We start from the raw sequence: 26,992 nt of genomic DNA, 5'->3' as shown, positions 1-26,992 counted from the left end.
CTAAAAAAAGTACTGCATGGTCATATAATAGGTCCGGCCTTGCTGCGGATAGGCCACGCTGCCACTGGCATCCAACGTACCATACCCACTACGGTACCATAATTGATCAGGTCCCTTGTCAAACAGGTCATTGATGCCGGTAGTCAGTTTGAGTTCTTTGTTTATATCATATTTTAGGCCGATATTGATCAAGCCCAGTGGTTCATACAGCGCTGTTTTGCTGCCGAAATACACACCGGTTTCACCCAGGTAATGATACTCGCCAAAAACGCTAAGCTTGTCGCCGGGGAAACGATAGCCCAGACGAATATTGCCTTCCCATTCGGGTATCCAGGGGAAGGGGTTGCCGGCTGCAGTCTCGGAGGGGATTACCAGACCGTCTTTGCCGCCTTTAGTTACCATTGAGTCGTTCCAAGTAGCTGCCAACAGAAGGTCCCAGCGTTTCCACAGCAGCTTGCTTTCCAGTTCCAGCCCCTGAATGTTGCCGGCTGCCAGATTGGTGTAGTAACCAAAGCCGTAGGGATCTAGCGTATAACTTAATAAGTTTTTGGAACGGCGGTTGAAGTAAGTCAATGTCACATCAGCATCTGCTCCGGCCGCCTGGCCTTGCCAGTTGGCGCTGACGTCCCAACTGGTACCGTGTTCCACAAACGAGTTGGTCAAATAATCGGATACCTTGGTCGTAGAATACATTTCCCAGCGGGACTTGACGTTAACACCATCGCCGAACAGTTCATACCAGTTGGGATATTTATGGTAGGTGCCATAAGTGCTGCGGAAGGTCCAATGATCGTTCTGCACTTTTTTCAAGCCCAGACCGTAGGAGTAATTCCATCGATCCAGATCGGGATCGCCCAAATCGACATCCATAGCCAGCTTCTGCGCCCGCAGTACCGGAGTAAAGAACAGGTTGCCGCTCTTGTTGAGCGTCATAGTATCCTGTACCTGGAAGTAATAGTTATCGCTTTGGTAGTCGTTCTTAAAGAATTTAGAATATAGCGCCTTGGCCTGATTACTGCCGACACTGCTGTCCCAATTCGGCCACTTATTGTAATTATTGGTGTCCACCTTCATGGTTTCACGGGAGGTGTCCAACAGAAACTCAACCAAATGGGCTTTGCCCATTTTCCAGCTACCGTCAACCGCACCGCCTAAGCGCCGATTACGGAATTCATTGTCGGCGGTGAACTTTACATTACCACTCACTAAAGACTTAACGTCCATATCGGTTGCCTGCTTGTACTGATAGGAACCGTCCAACCGCCAGCCCCATTCGAGATTGCCGGCGGTCTGTCGCCGCCCCAGCGAAAGCTCTGTTTTTTCTATCTCCTGGCGTTTGCCGGAAAGATCAATGTCGTCGGCATATTGCCCATAGGCGGACTGCGGGAAGGCCGTGCTGTTATTCTGATAGGTCAGCTTGGCGAACCAGTTGTCATCCTGCCATTTCAGCAGGGCGTCCGTGTTATGATAGTCATTGTTTTTGCGCCATTTGCTCTCGGTAATGGCAGGAACGTTCTGGGAAGTCTGATACACATGGTCATAGTGGAAATCACCCGCCGCCTGATCGCGGTTAAGGGCGAACAGCATACTGCCGCCGCCCACCGGCGCGGTCACTTCCAGATTGCCGGTATAACCGTCAAAGGAGCGCAGGCCAGTCGTGATGCTGCCCTTGGTGTCCTGGGGCTTCTTGGTGACAATGTTGATCGCCCCGCCGATGGGCGCGCCGGCAAAGCGGGCCGGTACATAGCCGCGATAGACTTCGATCCGTTCAACATTTTCCACCGGAATAGTTGACAAATCGACCGCGGCATCGGCATTGGAATTAACGAGTACGCCATCGACGTAGATATTAACCTGGCCGCCGGTCGAACCGCGGACGCGGGCCACGCTATAATGGCCGGTGCCCTGCAACCGCTGCACGTAAACACCGGGTACGGTCTGCAACAGGTCGGGCAGATTTTTCATTTCGCCCTTATACTCCGGCACATGAATAACCGAAACGGTGCCGGGTGAGAGCTTTTTCTCCCAATCGGGGCGCTTGGCTTCGACCACCAAGGGTTCCAAGGTAAAAGTTGCTGTCTCGCCGCTGTCGGCAACCGCCGTTTCCGTTGCGGCAGCGACGGTTCTGACGCCGGCAGAAGTAGGGACAGCGACCGGCTGCCCGTCGCCGCTGGCCGGTTTTGTCTGCATAGTTCGGCTGTCCGCCGGTACCTGATCAGGCAATTGCGCCGCAAGCTGTCCGCTTTGCGCAACGGCAACAGCCTGTGCCGCTCTTTGTTCTGTCCCATCTCCGGCTGCAGCCGTTCCATTGGTCGCAGCCCTGCTAGATAAATCCTCCTGGTTTAGTGCCATTGGGCCGGTCTTAGCAGAGCGTTCGGCTTGACTTGACTGCGCCGCTAATGAACTTGCCCCGCTTGACTGCCCGGTTGGCAAGGTTTCTCCTTCGTTCAGGCTATTACCGGTGGCAGGAGGCTGAGAAAGCTCGCCTTTGCCGGCAACAGGCCCGTTAAAGCGCCAGGATAGCCCAGCATTCACCTGCCAGTCGGTATTAACCTTGCCACCGGTGGTTTTGGTCAGTTCGACAAAGGCGTTTTTATCTTTCCCAATCATTAGATTGGCCCCCAGGGCGAATTCGTACCAAGTATCCTTACCGGCTAGGGTATTCATAGGCAGGGTGGCTCCCACCTTCCAGCCGCCGGAAAAACCATTGAGCGAGGCATCCCAGACCAGAGCGTCCGCGCTACCGCTGCCGCCGTCCTTAAAGTCATGGTTGACCGCAGCCTTGGCATAGACCGTGCCGCGTTTATCACCATGCGTGAAATTCCGGCCGGCAGTGACGCCAAAGCGGCCGATCAGCATATCCATCTGTTCCTGGTTATAACGCAGGTTATTGCCGGCGGTGTAACTATAATCCTTCATCGTGCCATAAGACAGGCCAGCCTGGGGTTCCCAATACCAGCCCTTGTGCAGCTCTTGTTGATACCCGTAGCGAAAACCGGCTCCGTAGGTCCAGGTGCTGTAGTCGTTGTCATATAGATTATCGTCGGCATCGTAGTATTGATACTTGTTGCTGAGTCGGGAGCCGCGAACGGTAAAATCCAGGTAGTGGCCTTTATCACCGGCCCAGGTGGTATACAAGCCAATTCCTTTACTGTCCAGATCGCCATTGGCGTGTGTGTAATAGGCTTTATCCACGCCATTATCGCTGAGAACCGTGTGCTGATGGAAATCGGCATCGGAATTGAGCAAGCTGAGGAACAGGCCGCTATGGAGCTTGCCGCCGAACAGCTTGCCCTCGCGCTGCTTGTCATAGCCAAGTTGAATGCCGTCATAGCTCTGGCCGAAGCCCGAAGCAACGACACCGTCAAAATCATACTTACCGCGCCAGATTTGCGCCCAGGCTCCGTCAGCCCCTTCGTCGTCCTGTCCCAGCCGATCGGCGGCGCGCAGCTCTTCGCCCCTCTTCCAGAACAGACCGTCCTCGATCCGCCACAAATTACGCAGGGAAAGCTGGGCATTGGCGGCGCTGAATACGCCCTGGGACAAGAAGTCGGTCCGGGTGGCGGTCCAGCTTAAATCATAGTATTTAGTGGCACCGGAAACATAATTGGTGGTCAGGGTCGGCACAAATAAATATTTGTGCAGCGCATCGTCAACGTAACTATTGTCGACCTCCGCCACAAAGCTCAGGTTTTGTTCCACACCGGCGTCTAAATTTCTTAGAGTGATAACGCTACCCACTGTCCCGTTTAAATTGATCGCCTTGGCCGCTTCCCAACTGCCTGCCGCCACGCCGCTGTTGGTGCCGCTGAAAAAGCTTTTATCAAACCGCCACTGGACTTTGACGGTGGCCGATGATTCCCCGGTCCCAAACTGCGGGTTCTTAAAGGTAAATGTCGTTTTTCTCGAATTACTCCATATCGTTCCCCGCAGGATGGCCCCATCATAAAAGACTGTTTTGGTCGCAGTATTATTATTGTTATTAAAATTCCGGACAAACTCTATGCCGTCGGTCGATGTCCCATCGTAAGGATAATTTTCGTACTTATAGGTCATGTCCAGGACCGCGCCGGCACCTATTGTCAAATCTCCAGTCGTAAAGCTAAGATCCATGGGTCGCCAAACCCCACCATTTTCAATAACCACTGCCTTATAGCGCAAAGCCGAAGAATTGGTCTGGTCTGCATTAGCCCAGGTTGTTTTTGTCAGCCCCGCGCCGACGGTGTAAGTGGCCGGTCCACTTGCCGTACCTAACTCTGAATCGTTTACCGTCTCACCAGCTATCACGACCGTTGCCGCCTTTACCGGTGCAGCACAGCCCAAAGCGGCCGCCAGGACGATCGCCAGCAGAGCCTGTCTTGCCCGTTTTTTCCGTTGTATCCGTTTTTTCCACTTTCGCAATGCATTCTCTCCTTACTGCTTACATAAAAAAGCGGAGGGACAAGCCATTCCCTCCGCCAGAAACGCTGCTTAGTCTTTGGCTGCCGCAATTTGCTCCAGCAAGCGCTTGCGTTCGATAAGGGCTGCCGCCGTATTGGAGGCGAAGGCCGGTGCAACATAGCCTTTTAAGGTCTTGGCTGTTGGCGCCTCTTCGCCGCCGTAGATGGTAATGGAGTTAAGATAGGAGCCGCTGCCCAGGGTGGTCAGGCTACCGATCGCCGCCGCACTGCCGACCATACCGCCGGTATTGTAAATTGCCAGATCATTGCCGCGGCTGAACCAGGTTTTCTGCGTACTTTCCGAATACAGCAGCGCCCAAAGATAGCCGGCTGAGCTTCCCGACGTTATAACCGTTGCCGTTGGATCTGGAGCACTGGCTGCCACTAAATCACTAAGCAAAGCACCACCGGCATTGAGCAGTGAGTTCATAGTGAGCCAGTACAAACGCCAATTCATAGTAGAAAAGCTGGAATTGTAGATGCCCGTCAGAATAAAGACTTCCGTACCACTGGCATTAAACGACAGCGCCCGGAAATCGAACTGGTCTTCCGCCGGATCACTGGAACTGGCGGCTGCCAAAAGCAAATCGCTAACAGCCAGCGTGCTCTGATCAATCTGTTGAATGCGGGAGTCAGGATTCCAGGTGCCGGCCTGCTGCGGTCCGCCGATGGCAGTCAGCAGCAGTACGCCGCTATAGGGCTGGATGCTGAATGCGTTTTTAGCCGGCTTAGTCCCGCTCGGCGTCGTGCTGCCATGAGGTCCGGCATAGGTGGCGCCGCCGAACGTCAGATTGGTCTTAACCACCGTACTGTCAAGGTAAGATGCGCTGGGCGCTCCCGATGACAGGTTGGTCCCGCTGATCCAGAGAGTAAACACATTACTGCCGACAATTTGCAAATCAACGCCGTGTCCTTCACTGGCCGCAGAAGGCCGGTCAAAGGTATAGTAATTGGTGGTATCCAGCGTATAGGTCGAGCCGCTGGCCGCGAGACGGAAGGCGCTGGCGGCATCATAGTCAATGCCGTAGATATAGAAGGTACCGCTGATGGTCGTTGTCTGGATTTTGTACAGGTTGGCTAAGGCAGTGCTGCCAATGGCCCAGGTGGTAGGACCATACACCGGTGTTCCCCAATTGTAACCGGTAGGAATCGTGGCTGGAACGGTAGCATCAAAAATCAGGTATTTGCATACCGGCGTCCCGCTAGTCCACTGTGTTGCTGTAACCAAAGCCTGATCCACACCGGAGCTGTTTTTGAAGTGGAATACTTTGGTGTCACCAGGCAGCGAGACCGTACTGCCACCATCGGTATACTGGGTGACCACACCTGTCTGCGTGGCAATCACGGTACCGCTGGTACCGCCGGCATACTGGGCCGTGCTGACATCCCCCACCCCAACGTAATCAGGCGCCGGATAGTTATAGGCAGTTACCGCTACTTTACTAGACATACAACTCACTCTCCCTTTTGCTTTTTCTTACCTTGCGCCCCCCAACAGCTTGTCGGCTGCTGAGGTCTTTCCCTTACTGCTCATCGGAAAAGAACTCACCTCCTTATCACGAATTCCTATCACAGCCTGTCCGGGCGTCGTTATCACGGCCGGGCAGGACGGTTAGGCTTTCAGTGCCGCCAAACACGCCGCCGCTTACTGTTTCATTTTGGCAATCACGTCGGCGGTGATGTCGATGCCGCCATAGACCACAATGCCTGCGTCGACGATGGCGGGCAAGCCCTTTTCTCCGGCTACAGCCTTGATCGACGCCTCGATTTTATCGCCTACCGGTTTCATCAGGGCGTCCTCCCGCTGCGCTTCCTCGCGGGCGATGGTATCATTCAGTGCTTTTCGCTCCCCGGGCGACAGATCTTTGCTCCGGGCGTCATAGTCTTTTTGCGCCGCCTCCCGCATGCTTTGAATCTGCCGCAGGAGGTCCTGAATGCCAGGATAACTGTTAAAAACCTGCTGCCGGTCGACATAGCCGACGTTTGGTTCTGGGGCGGCCTTAGCGGCCAGAGCCGGGGCCGGCGCAACCAGTCCGGACAGGAACAAAGCCGCTGCCACCAGAGAAATCATTCGGGATATTTTTTTCATGTACTCTCTCCTTACCATAATCTCTATCTGTTATGTACAGCCGGCGGCGGGGCTTGTCTACGGCTAACCCCTGCCTTGGCTACAAAGCAACCTGCCAAATAAAAAACTCCCTTTACGGGAGTGTGCTTACGCCAACCAGGCGGACACGGTCCCTGGTTTTAAGCGTAATCCCCTCCCCCGATCCATCGCGGGTTCTGTGTGGCAACAAGTTCCTAATTTTGAACTGGTCACACACTAACGGTGATTGTCGGATAAGGCAGTTCTCCTGGCTCTGGTTCCTCGCTCCCCTGCACCTTCCCAAAGCGTTCGCTCCAGTGGCAGAGTACAGTACGATCAGGTTTAAGATCGGCACTATACTGCAAGTTCACTCCCCATTACAGTGGCGGGTCCGCGCCGGCCTTCAACCGGCTTCCCTATTAAGCCCCGTAGGGCACCTATCCCAACGCTATATAGTTGTGTTACTTTCTTCCTATGCGGTACTGCGCGACTGCCTCACTATAGGCTCCAACCTGTTATGTAAAGCCATCGCAAAGCCTGTACACAGCTAACCCTTTACCAGATCCACCGGTCCAGGTGTACCAAATAAAAAAACTCCCTTTACGGGAGTGTGCTTACGCCAACCAGGCAGACACTGTCCCTGGTTTTAAGCGTAATCCCCTCCCCGGTCCATCGCGGGTTCTGTGTGGCAACAAGTTCCTATTTTGAACTTGTCACAACACCAACGGTGATTGTCGGATAAGGCAGTTCTCCTGGCTCTGGTTCCTCGCTCCCCTGCGCCTTCCCAAAGCGTTCGCTCCAGTGGCAGAGTACAGTACGATCAAGTTTAAGATCGACACTATACTGCAAGTTTGCTCCCCATTACAGTGGCGGGTCCGCGCCGGCCTTCAACCGGCTTCCCTATTAAGCCCCGTAGGGCACCTATCCCAACGCTATATAGTTTTCGTCACTTTCTCATCCTATGCAGTCCTGCTTATCGATATGCTTCGTCATACGACTTGCCGATAAACAAAAGAGCGTCAATCGTTCCGTCCGGCGGAACAATTGACGCTTTACTTTTTTCAAAGCCGCCTGCTGTCAATGCCGGGTTAAGAACCTACATGCTATTAAGGCGAAAAGGCTCATCTTAATAAGCCTACCGTCAAGTTATAACTCAGAGAGCTATCTCCATGCCTGCAAGTGTTCTTAATCCCAGACCTGTCCATCGCAGGCTGTACGGATGCTAAAACCAGGCAGTACCCTGACTTAGGGTCATGGCCATCTTCCTCCTTGGTAAGAGGCTTACAGAAACATGGCTCTCCTTCACAGTTGCGAGACAGCGCCGGAATCACACCGGACTTCCCTTTTAAATCCGGCCTACTGCCGGATACCTGATTTCATATGAAATTTTATAAAAATCTTTGTTTTTCCTTTAATTAAAAAGTACCACTAATGGTTAATTCTGTCAACATATATTCGGTTGTATACAATATATTCTAAGCGTATCACATTGTCCCCCATTCAAAATCCCGCACTCATACCATGTTCCGGCACCTCATATAATGAACTGCATCAGCCATTTCCATTCCGTTAAAGGAGGCTGTTCCTTGAAAGCTCCGCCCAACAATCTGCTGCGACTTTCTCTTACTTACTGGGTTTCCGGCAAAAGCCACGTGGCCTGGTTTCTCGCTTTGCTGGTTATCGGCTGTACTGTCGTCATCGTATCGCTCAATCTGGCCTTAAACAACTGGCAGGCAGGCTTTTACAACCAGTTGCAGGCTTATGACCGCCCCGGCTTTCACCGGACCCTGCTGCAGTTTCTGCTCATATCGACCCTCTATATCCTGACCTCAGGCTACCAGTCTTACGGCAAGCTGCTGCTGCAGCTCCGTTGGCGGCAGTGGCTGACTGACGTATTTACCCGTCTCTGGCTGACTAACCGGACTTACTATCATCTGAACCTATTGCAAACGTCCATTGACAATCCGGGCCAGCGAATCAGTGAAGATATTCGTATTTTCATCAATACCACGGTTGATATTGTGGTGGACGTGCTGCGCCACTTGACTACACTGGCCGTATTTTCCACTGTCCTTTGGCAATTATCCGGTACGCTGACACTACCCTTTTTCCCGTTTGCTCTCCCCGGCTATCTGCTCTGGCTGGCCTTGTTCTACTCACTTACCGGAACCTGGTTTACTTTCCGGGCCGGCCTTCCGCTGGTTTCCCGCAATGTAGTCCAGCAAACCGCCGAAGCCGATTTCCGCAGTCACCTGGATCATCTGGGCGGCCATGACGAAAGCGTGGCCCTCTACAGGGGCGAAGCAACGGAACAAATAACCCTCACCAGGCATTTTAGAAAGCTGGCGCAAAATTACCTGGCCATTGCCAAGGCCACGAAAAATCTTACCCTGCTGTCGGTAGCCTACTCTCAGTTATCCATCGTGTTCGCCTTTCTGGTATCGTCGCCCCGTTACTTTTCCAACGAAATACAGTTAGGCCAGTTATTTGAAATCTCCGGTGCTTATTGGTATGTCCACGCCTCATTGTCCTATATGGTGGAAAACTTTAATAAACTGGCTCTCTGGAAAGCCGTCCATATCCGGCTTACCCATTTTATCCATATGATGTCGGCTGTGGAAAAGCTGGCCAAGGCCGAAGGAACTACCGTCCCGCAAAAAGCAAATCAGTTTGAACTAAAAAATGTCACTTTATTTTCACCTACCGGCGACGTTCTGCAAAAAAATATCTCCTGCACACTCCGCCCACAGGAACACCTGCTGATCAGCGGTCCGCCAGGCTGCGGCAAAACAACGCTGCTGCGGACCATTGCCGGTATTTGGCCTCACTTCAGCGGCCTGGTACTAAAACCGGGCCGGCAATCCCAATTTTTCCTGCCACAAACGCCTTATCTCTTTAAAACCACTTTACGGGAGCTTCTGCTTTATCCCCAGCATCCGCCGGTCAGCGATGAAGTCCTGCAAGAACTGTTAATTTGCTGCCAATTGCCCGCTCTGTACGCCAGGCTGAATGAGTATGAAGACTGGCCTAAAAGCTTATCCCTTGGTCAGCAGCAATGCCTGTCGCTAATCAGAGCAATCCTGCACAAGCCCGCCTGGCTCTTTTTAGATGAAGCAACTGCCAGTCTCGATCCGGCTACGGAAGAGCGGCTCTACGCCTGTCTCCGGCAAAAGCTTCCGGCAACCACGCTGATCAGCGTTGGCCACCGGAAGGGCTTGCTGCCCTATCATCAACGTCATTTACAATTACGCACTGATTAATTTACAGATTATGTGACACCAAAATTTTTACCTGGCTGTGTCAGATGGTTGGACAATCACACCCATTGTACGACGGAAGTCAGTGGCTGCCGGGTTTTGGGATGCGGCTCAACGGCGCGATAGCCAAAGCTGACCATAGCCGATACGCCAAAATGTCCGGCATCCAGAATTCCTTCTTCCAGGAGGATTTTTTCCACTGCTGCCCGGTTGAAGCCCTCAATCGGGCACGAGTCTATTTTTAACAAAGCGGCCGTTGTCATCATATTGGCCATGGCAATATAGGTTTGTTTGCAGGCCCAGTCAAAAACTGCCCGGTCACTCTCCAATAAAGCAAAATCATGCTTTTGAAATTCCTCGAAGGCTTGTTTTTTTTGTTCCGCTATGTTCTGCGGCAGTTTTTGTATATCTTTCATTATGTAGCTAACATAGTCCGAACTATAAACAGTATCCGCCTTTTTCCTTGCCAGCAAAATTACAAAATGACTGGCGCCGTTAAAGCTGTTCCGGGCTCCCCAGGCTACAGGAAAAAGTTTCTCCTTTAATTCGGCACTTTGTACAACAAGAAATCGCCAGGGCTCAAAACCAAAAGAGCTGGGCGAAAGACGCGCCGCTTCCAGAATAACGGAAAAGTCCTTTTCCGAAACGGCTTTAGCCGCATTGAAATGCTTGCAGGCATGCCGGAATTGAAATACCTCCAAAATATGTTCCTGTTTACTGTTCATAACTACCTTCCTGCCTTTCTGAATGAAATTACCGTCAGTATATCATGCCATATTCTTTAGTTGAAGTACGCACATTTTTTATATATAATATACAAGATGTTACCTAAGTATCCTTTTTATCCTTACTCTACCTAATACTCCACCAACCTGGAAAGCAGAAATTGCTGACGGTCAAAATTTCGTACGCCTCCTTCCCCCGCCTTGGCCGACAAAATTTTGCCTCACCATCATCTTCCGGTTTCAAAGTTGGCGGAGCACATATCCGGCGAAGGAGGCCCTAAGATGGAAAACACAGAAAAGACTGCTTGCACTCACAAACCTTGTCCTGTAGAAACGACGCTAAATATCATCGGCGGTAAATGGAAGGGAATTATTCTGTATCGTTTGCTTGAAGGCAAGAAGCGGTTCAATGAGCTGCAACGGTTAATGACAACAGTGACGCATCGTGCCTTGACCCTGCAATTGCGGGAACTGGAGCAGGACGGGATTGTCAAGCGAACCGTCTATGCCGAAGTACCGCCCCGGGTGGAATATGAACTGACCGAACTGGGTCATTCTATGCATCCCATCATTCAGGCGTTATACAACTGGGGCAACGATTACCAGCAGCGAAAAGCATAATTCTCTGAACACAAGTTAAAGCCCGCTCTCTTGTCATAAGCCAAGAAAGCGGGCTTTATTTATTATAGCTTATCATCATACTGCAGAGAGTCGGTTAAGCTTCAGAAAATGTTTTTACACGCTCTGAAGCTTAACCGGAATTACCCTGTGCTCATGGGTATAGCTCCTGCTTAAAAGAATGAGTTATAGAACAGGCTACTCATCGGATAAGACCCCGAGCATTAGCCCTGGCAGCATCAACGGTGTTCTACCGCCGCTGTTTAACGGCATATGGATGAGTCGTCCGGCCCGTTCTGTATCGGCAGCAGCCGGATACGCATCGACTGCCAGCGTGATAATCGCCGGCAGACTTTGCCGACCGGTAAGAACCATGCCGCCTCCGTCTACTTTCCTTTTAACCAATAGATCTTTGCCATCAAAACCGGCCTGTAAAGCATCATGAACCAGTCTCATCGGCAGCCGTACAGCCAATGCCATAGCCAAGTCCCTGCCGCGCAAAGTATCATCCAGTAGGATAACGGCAGGTTCTTCCCGCAAGGCAAGCTGAATTATGCTTTGCGAGTAGCTAACGGTATAGCCCAGGTATTCCCGTAAAATCATCCCTTCATCGGCTCCGCAATCAATGTATTCCAGTCCTGTTTTCGCCTCAAAGCAAAAAACCCGCAGCGGCTGGCCCAGCGCCTGTCTAAGCTCTGTTCCCAATGTAATCAGCCGTTTTGCTATTTCCACCTTTTCTGAAAAAATCCAAATCCCCGCCATCGCAACCTCCTGCCTGCTTCTCTTCTCTATTTACCTGTATGATCAAAGATCAGTCTTCAGCTCTCTGCCGTACCGCCAAAGAAGTCCTTTATTTTCCGGATAATATCCGCAACGATCTCCGGTTTGCTGACAAACCAGCCGTTCACCATTTCACCGGCTACACAAACACCCGGTATGGAGTCATCGCGCTTTTTCCAGCTGCAGCCCGCCGTACAACCGCACAAGTACACAATATAATCGGCTTTATTGGTATTAAATAAAACCGTATAATCGCGGGACAACGAACGGATCAGTTGTCCGGCTATTTCGTCTCTGTTAATGCGTGGGTTGCAACCCCCACAAAAATAAATGGCAATCCGCCGCCTTCTATTCATCCGAATCACCCCTATACCTGCCGTCTGTGTATCAAACCTCACGATCCGCAACGTGCCGTCTGTGAAAAGTTTTTAACCAGCCGCTGCGTTACCCGGACATCATTCATCGTTCCCGGGCCACCGGAACAGCCGCCGCTGCAGGCCATTCCTTCCATAAAATTAACTGTCAGTTCACCTTTTTTTAGTTGCTTCAGCATAGCCTGGCAAGCTTCCAGGCCTTCGCTTTGGCAGGCTGTTACGGTTACCTCCCCGTCCTGTGCCTGTACCGCCTGGGCTACCGCCTGAGCCACACCACCGGCTATAGCAAACAAATTGCCACTTGCCGTAGCCTGGCTGCCCATCGCTTCGTCCGGCATCATTGCCGCCTGCAGGCCTGCTCCTGTCAGTAAGGCTTCCGCTTCCTCAAAGGTCAATACAAAATCGACGTCTGCCGGATAAGCAAGGGCTTCCGCTTTTTTAGCAATACAAGGTCCGATAAACACCGTCACAGCTTCCGGGTCTTTTTCCTTGAGCAGCCTCGCCAACGCCACCATGGGCGAAACGGTTGTCGAAAGATGTTCTTCATACTCTTTGGCATGTTTTTTGATCATTCCCACAAAAGCCGGACAGCAGGAACTGGTCATAAATGGTTTACTTGCCGGCACCTGTTCGGTAAATTCCGCCGCTTCGCGGGCAATCACCCAGTCGGCGCCGACAGACACCTCGGCCACGGCATAAAATCCGGCTTTACGCAAAGCAGCAACCACCTGAGCGGCTGTGACCTTTACACCAAACTGGCCGACAAAGGAAGGAGCCAGCATGGCATAGGTCCGCCGTTTGTTTAATGTCCGAATAACCTGCACCAGTACCGAACGGTCACCGATCGCTCCAAAGGGACAGGCTGTCTTGCAGGCACCACAGGCTACACATTTCTCATGATCAATGACAGCCTTTTTATTCGGCGCCGCCGTAATTGCCTGCACCTCGCAGGCATGTTCACAGGGATGCTTGATTTCAACAATCGCACTGTACGAACAGGCCGTTTTGCATCTGCCGCAGGAGCAGCATTTCTCCCGGTCAATATAAGCCCTGTTCCGTACTGTGAATATTGCATTTTTAGGACAACTGACGATACAATGATGAGCCAGGCAATTCCGGCAGGCATCAGTGACCATAAACTTATCGGCCAGACAGCGGTCACAGGCTGATGGCAGCATGGACATAACCGGTCCTTTCGCTATTTTTCCCTGCAAAGCTTGTGCCGCTGCAAGCTCCAGCGGAATATCCATCGGCTGGCTAAGCGCCAGATGAACCCGTTCCTCCAGAATACTTCTCTCCCGGTAGATACAGCAACGATGTCTTGGTCCATCATCGGTCACAACTGTATACAATATATCCCGTACAGTATCCTTCAGCGTCCCGTCAAAAGCCTTCTTAGCCAGTTCTTTTAAGACTTCCCGCCTAATCTTCACAGCTTCACTAATATTTGCCATAGATTATCCTCGCCTTACTTTTTTATTAGCCAAAACTTCGTTCATACTGAGTCGGTTCCGGTAGTTCTCCCGGAAAAAAGGTTTCAGTCACAGCAGACACCGGAATCACCATAACAGGCAGTTTAGCCAATCCAGCCACCGCTTCGCCGATGGCTGCCACCCTGCCGTTGCCAATCGCAACAATGATGCTGGCGTTTACCTTGCATATGGCCAGGGCAACCATTCGGTTAATTTCCTGTCTGGAATCATGACCATTAAACCGTTCCATGACAAACTCCACTTGATGCAACCGGCAGCTATCAGCCAGTAACGGCTTGATAGCGGCAAGATTGCTCTGCGTTCCTAAAACGAGGGCTTTTCTGCCGGTAAGCGCAATATATCGGCCAATATCACTGATTGTTTTCTTCCCCGATACATAATGGCAGCGGGTTAACGCACTGTTTTTCATCCTGTTCCTCCTTCAGGAACCACTGATTTATTCACACCACGCAGCTAGTGGTCCACCAACTCTGAAAATACAATTCCTTTATGGTCCTTTTTCCGCAAGGCCTCGTTGTCGTCGACTTACCTATGTTCGATAGGTGCGTCTCCTCCGCCTTGCCTTACGAAAAAATTCCCGCAAATTAATTTGTACTTTCAAAGTCGGCGAACCATTGGCGGATCTTTTTCCGACTGGCTGCGTCAGCCAAACCTTGAAATAGGGGCCGCTATTCCTGCGGTTTTACTTCCTTGCCAGCCGAGAAAATCTCTCGCCAGGCTGGCAGGCTCATTAAATCAGCGGTTCCTTTACGGCTTCGTTCTGTTGGCAGCCAACCGGCCTTTTCAATCCTCTTCTTAAAGAAGCTTTTTCTGCTTTGCCTGTTCCGTTAATGCTGCCCGGAAATCCGGATGAGCAATGGCAATCAATGCCGCTGCCCGTTGGCGGAGCGTTTTTCCCCGCAAATCGGCCATGCCGTATTCGGTAACAACATAGTGCACATCATTACGCGAAGTGGATACGGCAGCTCCCTCATCCAGCGCACAGGCAATGCGGGATATTTTCCCGCCGGCAGCCGTCGCCGGCAATGCAATAATCGAAATACCCTGTTTGGAACGACCGGCGCCGCGGATAAAGTCAATCTGACCGCCAATACCGCTAAACTGCCTGCTGCCGATCATCTCCGCATTGACCTGGCCCATCAGATCTACCTGCAAAGCGGAATTAATGGAGATCATCCGGTCATGCTGGGCAATGACAAAGGGATCATTGGTATAATCGGCAGGGTGGAGTTCCACCGCCGGATTGTTATGCACAAAATCATAGAGCTTTCTCGTTCCCATCAGAAAGGTGGCAATGAATTTTCCGGGATTAAGGGTCTTTTGCCGGTTGGTGATCACTCCGGCTTCCGCCAGCGCCACGACACCGTCGGAGAACATTTCGGAATGGATGCCCAGCTCCTTCTTATTGCCCAGAAACAGTAAAACAGCATCAGGAATCGCGCCAATACCCAATTGCAGTGTCGCCCCATCCGGTACCAGACTGGCAATTTGCTCACCGATTCTTTTTTCCACCTCGCCAATGACCGGCGGCGGCAGTTCAATCAGCTCCGCGTCCTGCGGCACCAGAATATCGATGTCACGAACAGAAAGCTTGGCTCCACCGGTACGGGGCAGCCGGCTGTTAACCTGAGCAATGACCGTTTTGGCGCATTCCGCTCCTGCTACCGTATAGTCGGCGGAAATCCCGTAGCTGCAATAGCCGTCGGCATCAGGCGGCGTTACTTGCAGTAAGACGACATCAACCGGCAGAATATTATTTTTAAACAGCCGCGGTATCTCAGAAAAAAAGCAGGGAGTATAGTCGGCCCGCTGCTCTTCCACAGCCTTTCTGGTTGATTTTCCGACAAACAGAGCATTATGGCGGAAATTATCTTCCATGCCCGGTCGGGCATAAGGAGCATCCCCCATCGCCACCATGTGAACAATTTCCACGTTTGCCAATTCCGGTGCCCGTTCAGTGAGCGCCTCGACCAATACTGTCGGCTCGCCGCAGGCATGACCGACCACAATCCGGTCACCGTTTTTAACCGCCTGTACCGCCTGCCGGGGTGACATAATTTTATTTTTATATGTTTCCTGCCAGGTTTTCATGACTGTTTCCCCTCTTCCCCCACCCTCACCGTTCATGTCTTAGCAGCCGTAAGGCCTCGGCAATCAGTTCAGAACTAACCGACTGCTCCACCAGCACGACCTTCTTTATTTCCGGCAGGGCTTCTTTTATCTGTGTTTCCACTATATCGGCCACTGTAGACCGGGAACCGGGGCATGTTGCACAAGCCCCGGTCAGTCTTACGGTTACGATGCCGGCTTTCACATCCACTACCTGGATATCCCCTTGATGTGCGGCCAATAAAGGACGAACTTTTTCATCCATAACTTGCTTTAGCTTATCTTCCAGGGCGTTCTCACTCATCTCAGTTAGCCTTGTCCTGAGTAATTCCCGCGATGGCTTTAGCCAGTTGTTTTTTCTGCTCCAGATTACCCTGGCGGGCAATCATGATGCGCTGAGCCTGGGGTGAACCGGCTCCATGCATCGATTCCGTCCGGTAGCCGACCGCCGCCGTACCCAGGGTAAGGTTTTCCACCAGACGCAAAATCCGCATCCGCTGCTCCATCGGCACATCAGACACACCCTTAAAGTATTTCTCCACTACTTTGCCAATTTCAGGATTATGCAAATCTTTTTCCGACGGCATGGTAACCATCAGACCGCCGGCAATATCTTCGGCTAATCTGGCAATTTCGTAAGGATAGCGGGTAACATTCTGCTTACAGACATTGGCCAGCAACAGGTTGATCAGATAATTGCCTGATGCCGTTTTATGGCCTTCCGCCGAGCAGGCAATGCCGCAGGCATATAAGGTCTCATTCAAATGGGTCATTTCAATCAGCTTATCTTTCACATGGGAAGCTTTAGCCGCGCCGTTATACTCGGCAGCCACGGCGGCAGCCCCAATCAGGACGTCACCTACGCCAACCTTACAGCCGCCATAGCTTTGACGGTGGTAACCGGCAAACCGCTCGACCAACAGACCGCTAAATTCAGCTTCACCACACATGAACACGTTTTCCCAGGGAACAAACACATCATCAAATACCATCAGTGCTTCATGGCCGCCAAATTCGCTGTTGCCTACATCAATCTTGCCGCCTTCCAGCTTCCGCGTATCACAGGACTGGCGGCCATAGATATAAAAGATACCTTCCGCATCAGCCGGTGCAGCAAAGGAAAGCGCATACTCGGCGTCATCCTTGCCCATGGCGATGGTCGGCATAACCAAGATCCAGTGGGAATTAATCGCGCCTGTTTGATGCGCCTTGGCACCGCGAACCACAATGCCATCCTGCCGCTTTTCCACAACATGAACATAGAGATCGGGATCGGCCTGTTTACTGGGGGCCAGACTCCGGTCACCCTTGGGATCGGTCATGGCACCGTCAACCGTCCAGTCCTCCTGCTGCATTTTCAACAAGAACTGATTAAACCGTTCATGATAGTTAGTGCCTAATTTTTGGTCCATCTCAAAGGTTACACTGTCCACGGCATTGATCGCGTCCATGCCCACACAGCGCTGGAAGCAAGCTGCAGTCTGCTGACCCAGCAGACGCTGCATCTTCACTTTATTCACCAGGTCTCCGGTACTTTGATGCAAATGGCAAAAACGGTTGACCTTTTCTCCCGTCAAATGGGATACAGCCGTCATCAGATCGGCATATTCCGGCTTCTGGGCCAGTTCGTAGGTTTTTTTCACCGAATTCATCGACGGCCGGATGATCGGATGATCTACCGGGTTTTCCACCAATTCTCCCTGCAGATATACCTTGAGCTTAAGTTTGCGCAAACTTTCCTCGTACTGTTCCGGTGTTTTCAACGCCATAGTAAAACCCTCCTTATTTTTGTCTATTTCAGTGGTTCCTTCGGGCGTGTCTCTTATCTGGATCATTCCGTTAGTTTCAAGACACGCCCCGGGTAAAAAATATTTATTCTCACTGCACGTTCTGACGGATCTTTTTTCGTCAGGCCATGTTAGAAAATCTTTGAAGTAGCCTGTGCGGCTTTACTTCCTTGTCAGGCGAAAAATTTATTCGTCATAACGACAGGTTCATTAAACAGCATCTAGTACAACTCGGTGTAAATGGCGATCATCTGCTCTCTGGACAAGGAAACATAATTGTTTTTCAATAACCGCTGCTGATTTTTTATGACACTGTCGGTAAAGAGCACAATATCTTCTTCTTTCATACCGTATGCCTTGAGCGGTTTTCTGGGGAGAATAGCCTCCAACAGGCTGTCAAAAGCCGGCCATACTTCATTTACCGAGACGCCTAGATTGTGCGCCAGAATTTCTTCCAACGCTTCGATTTTCCCCTGCGCCTTGATTTCTTTATAGGCCCGGAAGATGGTGGTAAACATCTGCTGATTGGCTTCGCCATGCGGCACGTGATATACGCCGCCCAGCGGATAAGACAGGGCATGCACCGCCCCAACCCCGGTATTGCCAAAGGCGATGCCGGCATAAGTGCTGGCCAGCAGGAAGTCTCCCATAAGCTCCCGCCGAGAGTCCTTCCCTTCCGCAGCAATGGTCTTATAACCCTGCAAAATCATGGCAATGGCCTGTATGGCATATAATTCGGTCAGAGGATTTGATCCCGGTGCCACAAAGGATTCCGTCGCGTGAATCAGGGCGTCGATCGAGCTGGTAGCAAATACCTGATAAGGCAGGCTCGCTAAGAGTTCCGGAATTAGAACAGCATAGTCGGCAAAAATCGCATCTGTCGCCAGCCCTTTTTTTGTCTTCTGTTCTTTGATCTCCATAATGGCAATGTTGGTTACTTCGCTGCCGGTCCCGCAGGTTGTCGGGATAATAATCAGTTCCCTGGCTTTTTCCACCGGGATGCGCCCTTCAAAATAATCCACCGTGCTGCCGTTGCCGCCCAAAGCCAACAACTTAGCCACATCGATGACCGTACCGCCGCCTACGGCTATGACCCGTTTATAAGGCTGACGGCGCGCTTCCTGAAAAATACTGTCCATCATCACATTGGAAGGTTCGCCTGTACCAAACCGTTCCTGAAAAACAACCCGGGCCGCCAAATCGGCCGGTTTCACTCCGGTCTGAATAAATTCGTTAGTAACAATTAAGTCCTCGCCATTAAGCTGAAATTCCTTAATAAATTCCGCAAAGCTCGAATGCAATGCGATACGGGGAACCAGTCTAAAAGGTACCATATTTATCAACCTCCTGTTTTATTTAGGAAACCGTTGATTTATTCGCAGATGCATCACGCGGATCTTTTCCGCCTGACTTTGTCAGAAAAAACTTAAAAAGCGATGAGACTCCTGCTGTTTTTCTTCCTTGTCAGGCGAAAAAATCTCTCGTCGTGCCGGTATGCTTACTAAATCAGCAAATTCCTGACTTAGCCCCAGATTTCTTTGGCCGTGGGAATGGTAGTATCTTTCATGAAAAAGCCGATGCGGGATACATTAATCAAATGTTCATAGTTCAGGTTTTCAGAGATGCTGTTATTGCCCCACGAACCGCAACCCAGGGTAGTCGTCGGGTTAAAGCCGTTGTAGAAGCTGCCGCCGGCACCGGTGGAAGACGGTTGATTGACTACCAGGCGGCTGATCGGCAGCACAGCTCCGGCCTGGCGGATATGCTCTTCATTATGGGAATGAATGGCTGCCGTATGACCGGCTCCCTCATAAAGCAGATTGGTGTTGGCGATTTCAACCGCTTCTTCAAAGGTATCGTAGGGGAGGGTAATCATAATGGGGAACATTTTTTCCTTGCATAATAAATCTGCCGTACCCCGTCCCTGCGGTTTCAAAACGATAATCTTCGTATTTTCCGGCACGCTGACTCCGGCAGCATCAGCAATGTACTGCACCGACTTGCCGACCAGCGCCGAATTGATTTTTCCTTCGGGGAACATGATTTTTCTAAACTTATCAACGGTGGATTCATCCTGAATATAGTAAGCGCCGTTGCGTTCAAAAGCGGCCATGACAGCTACATGATCTTCCTTCGGCGCAATAATGCATTGTTCGCCGGAGCAAATAATCCCATTGTCAAATTTACGGCCCGCAATAATATCCTTAGCCGCCTGATCATAATCATAACCGCGATCGACGATAACCTGCACATTGCCGGCGCCCACGCCGTAGGCCGGTTTACCGCTGGCATAAGCAGCTTTGACCAGACCCATACCGCCGGTAGCAACCACTACGTCGGCAGCCTTCATTAATTCCTGGGTCAACTCCATCGTCGGCTCCTCAATCACCTGGATCAAATCTTCCGGAGCACCCAGTTTTTTCAGCTCGTTCCGCATTAAATTCACCGTATGAGCGGAACATTTTTTCGAGCGGGGATGGGGTGCCACGATGATAACATTCCGGCCCTTTAAGGCAAACATGGCATTGCACATAGGCGTAACAACCGGGTTGGTGGTTGGAGTAATCGCAGCAATAACGCCTTTAGGCTTCGCCACATAAAGCAAACCTTTTTCCGGTTCCTCTTTAATAATGCCTACTGATTTCTTATCCTTCAGGTTGTGCCAGATAGTTTGCGATTTACCCCGGCATTTGGCTACTTTGTCTTCATAGACACCCATACCGGTTTCATCTACCGCCTCTCTCGCCAGCATTTCGGCATTGTCATAGACCACCTGGCCAATGACCCTTACCAATTGATCGATCTCTTCCTGCGTGTAATCCTCAATGGCGCTCTGCGCCGCCTTGGCCTTCGCCATCAAAATGTCTATAGTTCCTTCCATTTAAATCCTCTCCTTACGTATGTTTTATAATTAAGTCGTACTTTCAATCTTTCAGCAATGCACCGGCAATAACCATTCGCTGCACCTGGTTGGTTCCCTCAAATATCTGGGTGATTTTGGCATCGCGCAGCAGACGTTCCACCGGAAATTCCCGCCGATAGCCATAGCCGCCAAAAATCTGCACTGCATCGGTAGCTACCGCCATAGCAATATCGGAGGCAAACAGCTTAGCCATCGCCGCCTCCTTGGCGCAGGACTTCCCCAAGTCTCTGGCGGCCGCCGCCTGATAAGTAAGCAGCCGCGCCGCCTCCACTCTTGTCGCCATATCGGCCAATAAGAAGGAAATTCCCTGATTGGCAACGACCGGTTTGCCAAACTGCTCTCTTTGCTTGGCATAGGCCAGCGCATAATCCAGCGCGGCCTGGGCAATCCCCAGAGCCTGAGCCGCCACGCTGATGCGTCCGCCATCCAGCGTCGTCATGGCGATCTTAAAGCCCTGCCCTTCGGCTCCCAGCAAATTCTCTCCGGGTACATAGACATCCTGGAAAATCAATTCCCTGGTCACCGAACTGCGGATGCCCAGCTTCCGCTCGGTTTTACCAAAGATAAAGCCAGGCATGCCCTTTTCCAGAATAAAAGCGCTGATTCCTTTGATTCCCTTGCTTTTATCGGTCATGGCGAATACGACATAGGTTTCCGCCTCACCGCCATTGGTAATGAAAATCTTATTGCCCCGCAGCCGGTAGCCGTCGCCCTGGCGGGTGGCTGTGGTCTGCTGCCCGGCCGCATCAGTACCTGCCTGCGGTTCGGTCAGCGCAAAAGCCCCCAGCCGCCTTCCTTCCACCAGCGGTTTCAGATACCGTTCCTTTTGGTCTTCCGTGCCATATTGGTAAAGCGGCCATTGACAGAGCATAACGGAAGCTGAAAGCGACACCGCCAGGCTGTCATCCACCTTGGCCAGCTCTTCCGCTGCCAGGATATAACTGAGACAATCGCCGCCGCGACCGCCATACTTTTCCGGGAAACAAATCCCGGTAAGCCCCAGCAGTCCCAACTCATCATACAACGAGCGGGAAAATTCCTCCGCCTCATCCCGTTCCTGCACGGTAGGCGCAATATATTTCACAGCAAACTCCTGACTCAACCGGCGCCATGCTTCTTGTTCCTTGCTCAGCTCAAACTGCACGTCTTTTCCCCTCCTTAGCCGGCCTTATGCCAGACGGCAGACCTCATCCTGGCTATTTTTCTGCAGTCCTTCAATGACCAGCGGTAAAATAGTTGCCACATCGGCGGTAACGCGAATGTCGGATACTTCAAAAATAGGAGCCTTCTCATCTTTATTGATAGAAATGATCAGCCCGGCATCTTTCATCCCGCAGACATGATGGGTGGCACCGGAAATCCCCACACCGATATACACTTTGGGACGCACCGATTTGCCGCTGGTGCCGATCATCTGATAGTCTCTGGCCCAGCCTTCATCCAGGGGCGGTCTGGTGCACCCCACGGCGCCGCCCAGCACGCCGGCCAGCGTTTCAACCAACTGCCAGTTTTCTTCGGTGGCTGCGCCAAAGCCGCCGGCCACCACAACTTCCGCTTCCTCCAAAGGTACGCCCTGCACCGGTTCATAGCTGACACCAATCGCTTGTACCAGCCCTTTGTCCTTAACCAAGGCAGCGGCAGGATCATGATGCTCCACTTGATAGTGGTCATGAGGGAAACAAAGCGCTTTGCCCAAAATGCCGGGACGGACAGTTGCCATCTGCGGCCGGAGTTCGGGACATAAAATATCGCCCAGTACTTTGCCGCCAAAGGCCGGTACCACAGCCACCAGATTGCCTTGGTCATTTAATTTCAAATCCACGCAGTGGGCAGCCACCCCAGTCCACAATTTAGCTCCCACCGTAGGAGCCAGATCCGAACCGGCTGCCGTAGCGCCCATGAGAATCACCGACGGTTTTCTTTCTTCCACAAGTTCTTTAATGATGAGCGCATAGGCTTCATTCCGGAAATAACGCAGCGCGGCATGATCTACTAAAATAACAGCTTCCGCTCCGGCTTCCGCCAGCTTGGCCGGAAAGTCCGCCAGGTTAGTTCCTAACAGCACGGCAGTCACCGGTTCAGCAAGCTTTCCTTGCTCTTTTAACTCTCTGGCCTTAGTTAACAGCTCCAAGCTCACCCGGCTGATGCGGTCACCGTCCTGTTCGGCGATAACCCATATGCCGCGGTAATCTTCCCGCTTATAGCTCTGCTTCATTTCTTACGCCTCCTTAGCAACAACCGGAGTAATACCGGCCGCACGTATTTTTTCGATCAGGTTGGCCGCGATTTCTTCCGGCGTGCCGGTCAGGGCCTGGCCCTTGCGCGACAGGGAAGCGATGAAAATATCGCCCGGCCAGGTCGGTGAACCTTGCTGACCGATTTTTTTCGCATCAGCCTGCAGTTCCCGGTTGTCAATAACGGTCAATTTTTTCCCCTTGGCTTTGACGATGCCAAAAGCGGTGGTATAACGGGGTTTATTGACTTCCCGTGAAACGGCCAGTAACGCCGGCAAGGTGATGAGGTATTCGCCGGTAGCCGCCTCCAGTTTGACTTTAGCCTGAATTTTGCGCTGCTCCGTCAGGGCAAACTCCTTCACGTTCCACAAATGCGGTATTCCCAGACACTCGGCCAACTGAGCAGGTACCTGCGAGGTGGCGCCATCGGCACTTTCCGTACCGGTCAGCACCAGATCAAAGTCGCCATTTCTTTTTAGCCCCTGAGCCAGAGTGTACGAAGTGGCCAACGTGTCGGCACCGGCAAAAGCCCGGTCGCTTAAGAGCACGGCTTCATCGGCCCCCATGGCCAGTGCTTCGAACAATTCCCTTTTCGCTTCCGGCGGCGCCATGCCAATGACGGTAACTGTACCGCCATATTGATCCTTTAGCTGCAGAGCCGCTTCCAAAGCGTGCTTATCTCCCGGGCTGATAATGGCCGGAATTCCTTTACGGGTAATAGTTTTCGTCTTAGGATCAATGCTGATCTTATCGTAATAAGCCGGATCGGGTACCGATTTGATACACACCGCTATGTTTAGTCCCATAACAATCTCTCCTTATGCCTGATATAAATTAAGCTTCCAGGGAACTACTGTTTCACCGTTTCACCGGCAATGACCACTTTCAGAACATCTGAAGTCCCGCCGGCAGTCGAACCGGCCAGGGCGTCTCTTAAATATCTCCCTACGGGATATTCATTAATCACGCCATAACCGCCCATGAGATCAATCGTCCGTTTTGCCGCCCGGATTGCTCCTTCGGTAGCCGCATATTTGGCCATGGCAAACTCGGCGGAACAAGGGACGCCTTTGTCCTTCATTGACGCAGCCCGATAGGTCAGCAAACGGGCCGTTTCATAATCCAGCCGGTTTTCCGCCAGGGCAAACTGGATATTGGTCATGTGGTGCAGCGGCTTACCATAGATAATCCGCTCATTGGAGAACCGGACCGCTTCCTCCAGGCAGCCACGCAGAATCCCCAGATTAATAGCACTCATGCCGGCACGGCCTACTTCCTGAATGGTGCTCAGTGCCACTTTGGCACCTTTGCCCCGTTGCTCGAGCATTTGGGAAGCATCCACCCGGACATTGACGCAGCTTACATCACCGGTGTTAGACGAGCGCATGCCCAGTTTGTGTTCGGCTCTTCCCGGCGTATGCCCCGGCGTTCCCCGGTCAATCAGGAAGGCACTCAGTTCAGGCCGGCCTTTGGCATTTTTCCCGGTAACAACCGTCCACAGGTCAAGATCGGCAAGGTGGGCATTGGTGATAAAACACTTACGGCCATTGAGCACCCACTGACCGTCTTTCCATTCCCCATTAGCCGTCTGTCCCATGAAATTAGAGCCGCCGGTAGCTTCCGTCAGTGACAGCGCCCCGATTTTTCTGCCCCTGGCCAGATCAGGCAAATACTTTTGCTTTTGCTCTTCTGTGCCATAGTTCATGACACCGCCCATGCACAGTTGATGGGCCATCACCGTAATCGCCAGACCGGCACAGTGGCGGGCCAGTTCTTCCAGGCAGATAACCCGCTCCACGTAGCCCAAGCCTACGCCGCCATACGCTTCCGGCACAAAAATCCCGATTATCCCCATATCGCCCAGCAGGGGAAACAGTTCTGCCGGACAATGATCCTGCTCATCCCATTCCTGTGCTTTAGGAGCCACTTCCGCTTCCACAAACTCGCGTACGGCACGGCGAAGCATTTCCTGCTCTTCAGTAAATGTAAACATGCGTATCTCTTCTCTCCTTTTTATCTTTGTCTTAAGTCAAATAAAAATAGGTTTCCTTTGCCATCAACCGGCCTGCCGCCGTAAAAGTTGATCACAAAGGAAACCTATCTTACCGTACTATTTCGGGTATCCTTAAAAAAGGACAGCCTGAAATTAGCCTATGGGCATAGACTTTCCGTCGTAATCGCCTCCCCGTCGCTCGCAGGTCAACCGGTGATTGTCAGATAGGCAGTTCTCCTGGCTCTGCGTCATCGCTCCCCCAATCCTTCCCAGGATGAATATCCCAGTGGCCTTTCCCTTGGAGTCGCTCCTCATTACAGTGGCGGGACCGCACCGGTCTTGCACCGGACTTCCCTATTAAGCCCCGTAGGGCACCTACCTCTTTTCATATGTGGTTCTTATAGGACTATGGAACATTCAATCATATTCCCAGTGCCGATTTTCGCTTACCGATCTCTCCTTACCATAAAAAATAGGTTTCTTTTGCCATCAACCGGCCTGCTGCCGTAAAAGTTGATCACAAAAGAAACCTATCTTCCCAGCACTATTTTCGGTATCCATAAAAAGGACAATCTGAAAATAGCCTATGGCTATAGACTTTCCGTCGTAATCGCCTCCCCGTCGCTCGCAGGTCAACCGGTGATTGTCAGATAGGCAGTTCTCCTGGCTCTGCGTCATCGCTCCCCCAATCCTTCCCAGGATGAATATCCCAGTGGCCTTGCCTCTTGAAGTCGCTCTTCATTACAGTGGCGGGACCGCACCGGTCTTGCACCGGACTTCCCTATTAAGCCCCGTAGGGCACCTACCTCTTTTCATATGTGGTTCTTATAGGACTATGGAACATTCAATCATATTCCCAGTGCCGATTTTCGCTTACCGATCTCTCCTTACCATAAAAAATAGGTTTCTTTTGCCATCAACCGGCCTGCTGCCGTAAAAGTTGATCACAAAAGAAACCTATCTTCCCAGCACTATTTTCGGTATCCATAAAAAGGACAATCTGAAAATAGCCTATGGCTATAGACTTTCCGTCGTAATCGCCTCCCCGTCGCTCGCAGGTCAACCGGTGATTGTCAGATAGGCAGTTCTCCTGGCTCTGCGTCATCGCTCCCCCAATCCTTCCCAGGATGAATATCCCAGTGGCCTTTCCCTTGGAGTCGCTCCTCATTACAGTGGCGGGACCGCACCGGTCTTGCACCGGACTTCCCTATTAAGCCCCGTAGGGCACCTACCTCTTTGCGTATTCAATTGTGCTTTTTCGAACTTACTTGTTTAAAATACCATGAACCCGCAAAAAAGTCAAATCAGTTGTTGTGTATATAATGTATACACGGCGTAAATATTGAATACAATATTTTTCCCTGAAATTTTCCAATACAAAAACACGGCTCCGGATCGAAAAATAGACTGAGGCTGTCACAACATGATTTTTATTTATTTATAACAGCCTGTGGTGTGGCAAACCAGCTTGTCGTCCCTTTGTCATTGCCACAAAGGGACCCAAAAGGCTAGGCCTGTCCTCCAACATACTTGAAAAATTGCCGGCTTCCTAAAATCTGTAAACTCGCTTCGCTCAAACAAATACCCAAAGGGCACAGCGCGGATTTCTTAACGGAAGCCGGCAATTTTTCATCCTGCGGAACGTATGTTTCCGGAAAAGGCCGAACGGGGAACCAAAGAACAAGGCTCTTACTCTTAGTGCGACGGCCCCAGTCTGTTTTGGCGTTCTTCCTGTCAGCAGCAATGCTATACCGGACAAAAAGCGCAATCGCTCTACAATGAAACTCCGCCTATAACGGCGCTCCCGCCGTCGTAATATCTCTGGCGGCCACAATATCAATGCCGAGATTTAGTATATTACCGGTAATAATATCTCCTTCAAAAACAGGCGCCGTAACGGTAATTTCCGCCAAAGCGCGGGCACAGGCCAAAACTTCTTCCTTCGGCAGCGGAGTACGGGAAATAACCGGCAGCAAAGGCAGCGCGCCACCTTCCACCCGTACCGTGGTAGTCAGGGTTCGTTTCGGTGCGGTTACTTCCTCCTGAGCATAACGAATGCCACGCGGGCAGCTAAACCCGCTAATATCGGTAATTTCATTTTGCTGAAAAACAATTTTGCCGCTGCAGCTCAACGGACAAACAATACAATGCAGTTTTTCTTCTTTATAACTCAT

20 protein-coding genes and 6 riboswitches are annotated in these 26,992 nt (G+C 51.5%); of the genes, 2 read left to right on the top strand and 18 right to left on the bottom strand.

The genetic code is table 11. The features are described from left to right. The 3 genes from BMW43_RS14805 to BMW43_RS14795 form a co-directional block, all read right to left on the bottom strand. Nucleotides 1–4,401 carry a TonB-dependent receptor domain-containing protein gene (locus BMW43_RS14805; RefSeq protein WP_091749213.1) on the bottom strand — a complete coding sequence of 1,467 codons (4,401 nt, stop codon included), beginning with the start codon at nt 4,399–4,401 and terminating at the stop codon, nt 1–3. Nucleotides 4,402–4,470: 69 nt separating this feature from the next. Further along, nucleotides 4,471–5,889: a hypothetical protein gene (locus BMW43_RS14800; RefSeq protein WP_091749211.1), complete on the bottom strand. Its 1,419-nt coding sequence runs from the start codon at nt 5,887–5,889 to the stop codon at nt 4,471–4,473. A gap of 195 nt (nt 5,890–6,084) precedes the next feature. Next, on the bottom strand, nt 6,085–6,528 hold the full coding sequence (locus BMW43_RS14795) for an OmpH/Skp family outer membrane protein (protein WP_177173615.1): 444 nt from the start codon (nt 6,526–6,528) through the stop codon (nt 6,085–6,087). A 238-nt stretch (nt 6,529–6,766) separates the two neighbouring features. Continuing rightward, nucleotides 6,767–6,981: riboswitch (cobalamin riboswitch) on the bottom strand. A 269-nt stretch (nt 6,982–7,250) separates the two neighbouring features. Then, nucleotides 7,251–7,465, bottom strand: a riboswitch (cobalamin riboswitch). A gap of 274 nt (nt 7,466–7,739) precedes the next feature. Then, nucleotides 7,740–7,914, bottom strand: a riboswitch (cobalamin riboswitch). A gap of 197 nt (nt 7,915–8,111) precedes the next feature. Between BMW43_RS14795 and BMW43_RS14790 the strand changes: the two genes are divergently transcribed. Beyond that, complete coding sequence (locus BMW43_RS14790) at nt 8,112–9,785, top strand: ABC transporter ATP-binding protein/permease (RefSeq protein ID WP_177173614.1); 1,674 nt, start codon at nt 8,112–8,114, stop codon at nt 9,783–9,785. A gap of 56 nt (nt 9,786–9,841) precedes the next feature. Here BMW43_RS14790 and BMW43_RS14785 read toward each other — a convergent pair whose 3' ends face one another. After that, nucleotides 9,842–10,507: an NAD(P)H-dependent oxidoreductase gene (locus BMW43_RS14785; RefSeq protein ID WP_091749201.1), complete on the bottom strand. Its 666-nt coding sequence runs from the start codon at nt 10,505–10,507 to the stop codon at nt 9,842–9,844. Nucleotides 10,508–10,789: 282 nt separating this feature from the next. Here BMW43_RS14785 and BMW43_RS14780 point away from each other — a divergent pair, with 282 nt between their 5' ends. Further along, nucleotides 10,790–11,128, top strand: a complete 339-nt coding sequence (locus BMW43_RS14780) for a winged helix-turn-helix transcriptional regulator (RefSeq protein WP_091749199.1) — start codon at nt 10,790–10,792, stop codon at nt 11,126–11,128. A gap of 195 nt (nt 11,129–11,323) precedes the next feature. Here BMW43_RS14780 and BMW43_RS14775 read toward each other — a convergent pair whose 3' ends face one another. The 14 genes from BMW43_RS14775 to BMW43_RS14710 form a co-directional block, all read right to left on the bottom strand. Continuing rightward, nucleotides 11,324–11,887, bottom strand: coding sequence for an adenine nucleotide alpha hydrolase family protein (locus tag BMW43_RS14775; RefSeq protein ID WP_091749197.1), 564 nt, complete (start codon nt 11,885–11,887; stop codon nt 11,324–11,326). Between the two features lie 56 nt (nt 11,888–11,943). Then, nucleotides 11,944–12,261: a hypothetical protein gene (locus tag BMW43_RS14770; RefSeq protein ID WP_091749194.1), complete on the bottom strand. Its 318-nt coding sequence runs from the start codon at nt 12,259–12,261 to the stop codon at nt 11,944–11,946. A gap of 38 nt (nt 12,262–12,299) precedes the next feature. Beyond that, nucleotides 12,300–13,733, bottom strand: a complete 1,434-nt coding sequence (locus tag BMW43_RS14765; RefSeq protein WP_091749191.1) for a monomeric [FeFe] hydrogenase — start codon at nt 13,731–13,733, stop codon at nt 12,300–12,302. A gap of 25 nt (nt 13,734–13,758) precedes the next feature. After that, the gene (locus tag BMW43_RS14760) at nt 13,759–14,181 is read right to left on the bottom strand and encodes an iron-containing alcohol dehydrogenase (protein WP_091749188.1); all 423 of its coding nucleotides are present in this window, start codon (nt 14,179–14,181) and stop codon (nt 13,759–13,761) included. Nucleotides 14,182–14,567: 386 nt separating this feature from the next. Then, nucleotides 14,568–15,863: an acetyl-CoA hydrolase/transferase family protein gene (locus tag BMW43_RS14755; RefSeq protein ID WP_091749185.1), complete on the bottom strand. Its 1,296-nt coding sequence runs from the start codon at nt 15,861–15,863 to the stop codon at nt 14,568–14,570. 25 nt (nt 15,864–15,888) lie between these two features. After that, complete coding sequence (locus BMW43_RS14750) at nt 15,889–16,185, bottom strand: NifU family protein (protein ID WP_218140699.1); 297 nt, start codon at nt 16,183–16,185, stop codon at nt 15,889–15,891. A gap of 1 nt (nt 16,186) precedes the next feature. Then, a complete protein-coding gene (locus BMW43_RS14745) occupies nt 16,187–17,650 on the bottom strand; it encodes a 4-hydroxyphenylacetate 3-hydroxylase family protein (protein WP_091749182.1) in 1,464 nt (487 codons plus the stop codon). A 239-nt stretch (nt 17,651–17,889) separates the two neighbouring features. After that, the gene (locus tag BMW43_RS14740) at nt 17,890–19,002 is read right to left on the bottom strand and encodes a 4-hydroxybutyrate dehydrogenase (RefSeq protein WP_091749179.1); all 1,113 of its coding nucleotides are present in this window, start codon (nt 19,000–19,002) and stop codon (nt 17,890–17,892) included. Nucleotides 19,003–19,190: 188 nt separating this feature from the next. Next, on the bottom strand, nt 19,191–20,549 hold the full coding sequence (locus tag BMW43_RS14735; protein ID WP_091749176.1) for an aldehyde dehydrogenase family protein: 1,359 nt from the start codon (nt 20,547–20,549) through the stop codon (nt 19,191–19,193). Nucleotides 20,550–20,592: 43 nt separating this feature from the next. Next, entirely contained in the window at nt 20,593–21,735 is a 1,143-nt protein-coding gene (locus tag BMW43_RS14730; protein WP_091749174.1) for an acyl-CoA dehydrogenase family protein, read from the bottom strand. A gap of 24 nt (nt 21,736–21,759) precedes the next feature. After that, nucleotides 21,760–22,806 carry an electron transfer flavoprotein subunit alpha/FixB family protein gene (locus BMW43_RS14725; protein WP_091749171.1) on the bottom strand — a complete coding sequence of 349 codons (1,047 nt, stop codon included), beginning with the start codon at nt 22,804–22,806 and terminating at the stop codon, nt 21,760–21,762. Between the two features lie 3 nt (nt 22,807–22,809). Then, nucleotides 22,810–23,631 carry an electron transfer flavoprotein subunit beta/FixA family protein gene (locus BMW43_RS14720; protein WP_091749168.1) on the bottom strand — a complete coding sequence of 274 codons (822 nt, stop codon included), beginning with the start codon at nt 23,629–23,631 and terminating at the stop codon, nt 22,810–22,812. A 44-nt stretch (nt 23,632–23,675) separates the two neighbouring features. After that, entirely contained in the window at nt 23,676–24,818 is a 1,143-nt protein-coding gene (locus BMW43_RS14715; RefSeq protein WP_091749166.1) for an acyl-CoA dehydrogenase family protein, read from the bottom strand. A 210-nt stretch (nt 24,819–25,028) separates the two neighbouring features. Further along, a riboswitch (cobalamin riboswitch) is annotated at nt 25,029–25,212 on the bottom strand. A gap of 242 nt (nt 25,213–25,454) precedes the next feature. Continuing rightward, a riboswitch (cobalamin riboswitch) is annotated at nt 25,455–25,639 on the bottom strand. A 242-nt stretch (nt 25,640–25,881) separates the two neighbouring features. Further along, nucleotides 25,882–26,065: riboswitch (cobalamin riboswitch) on the bottom strand. 543 nt (nt 26,066–26,608) lie between these two features. Beyond that, nucleotides 26,609–26,992: a DUF1667 domain-containing protein gene (locus tag BMW43_RS14710; protein ID WP_091749163.1), complete on the bottom strand. Its 384-nt coding sequence runs from the start codon at nt 26,990–26,992 to the stop codon at nt 26,609–26,611.

This window comes from Propionispora vibrioides (assembly GCF_900110485.1).
Classification (GTDB): domain Bacteria; phylum Bacillota; class Negativicutes; order Propionisporales; family Propionisporaceae; genus Propionispora; species Propionispora vibrioides.
The sequence above is the reverse complement of the archived record's forward strand: the minus strand, read 5'-3'. Positions and strand labels throughout refer to the sequence as shown.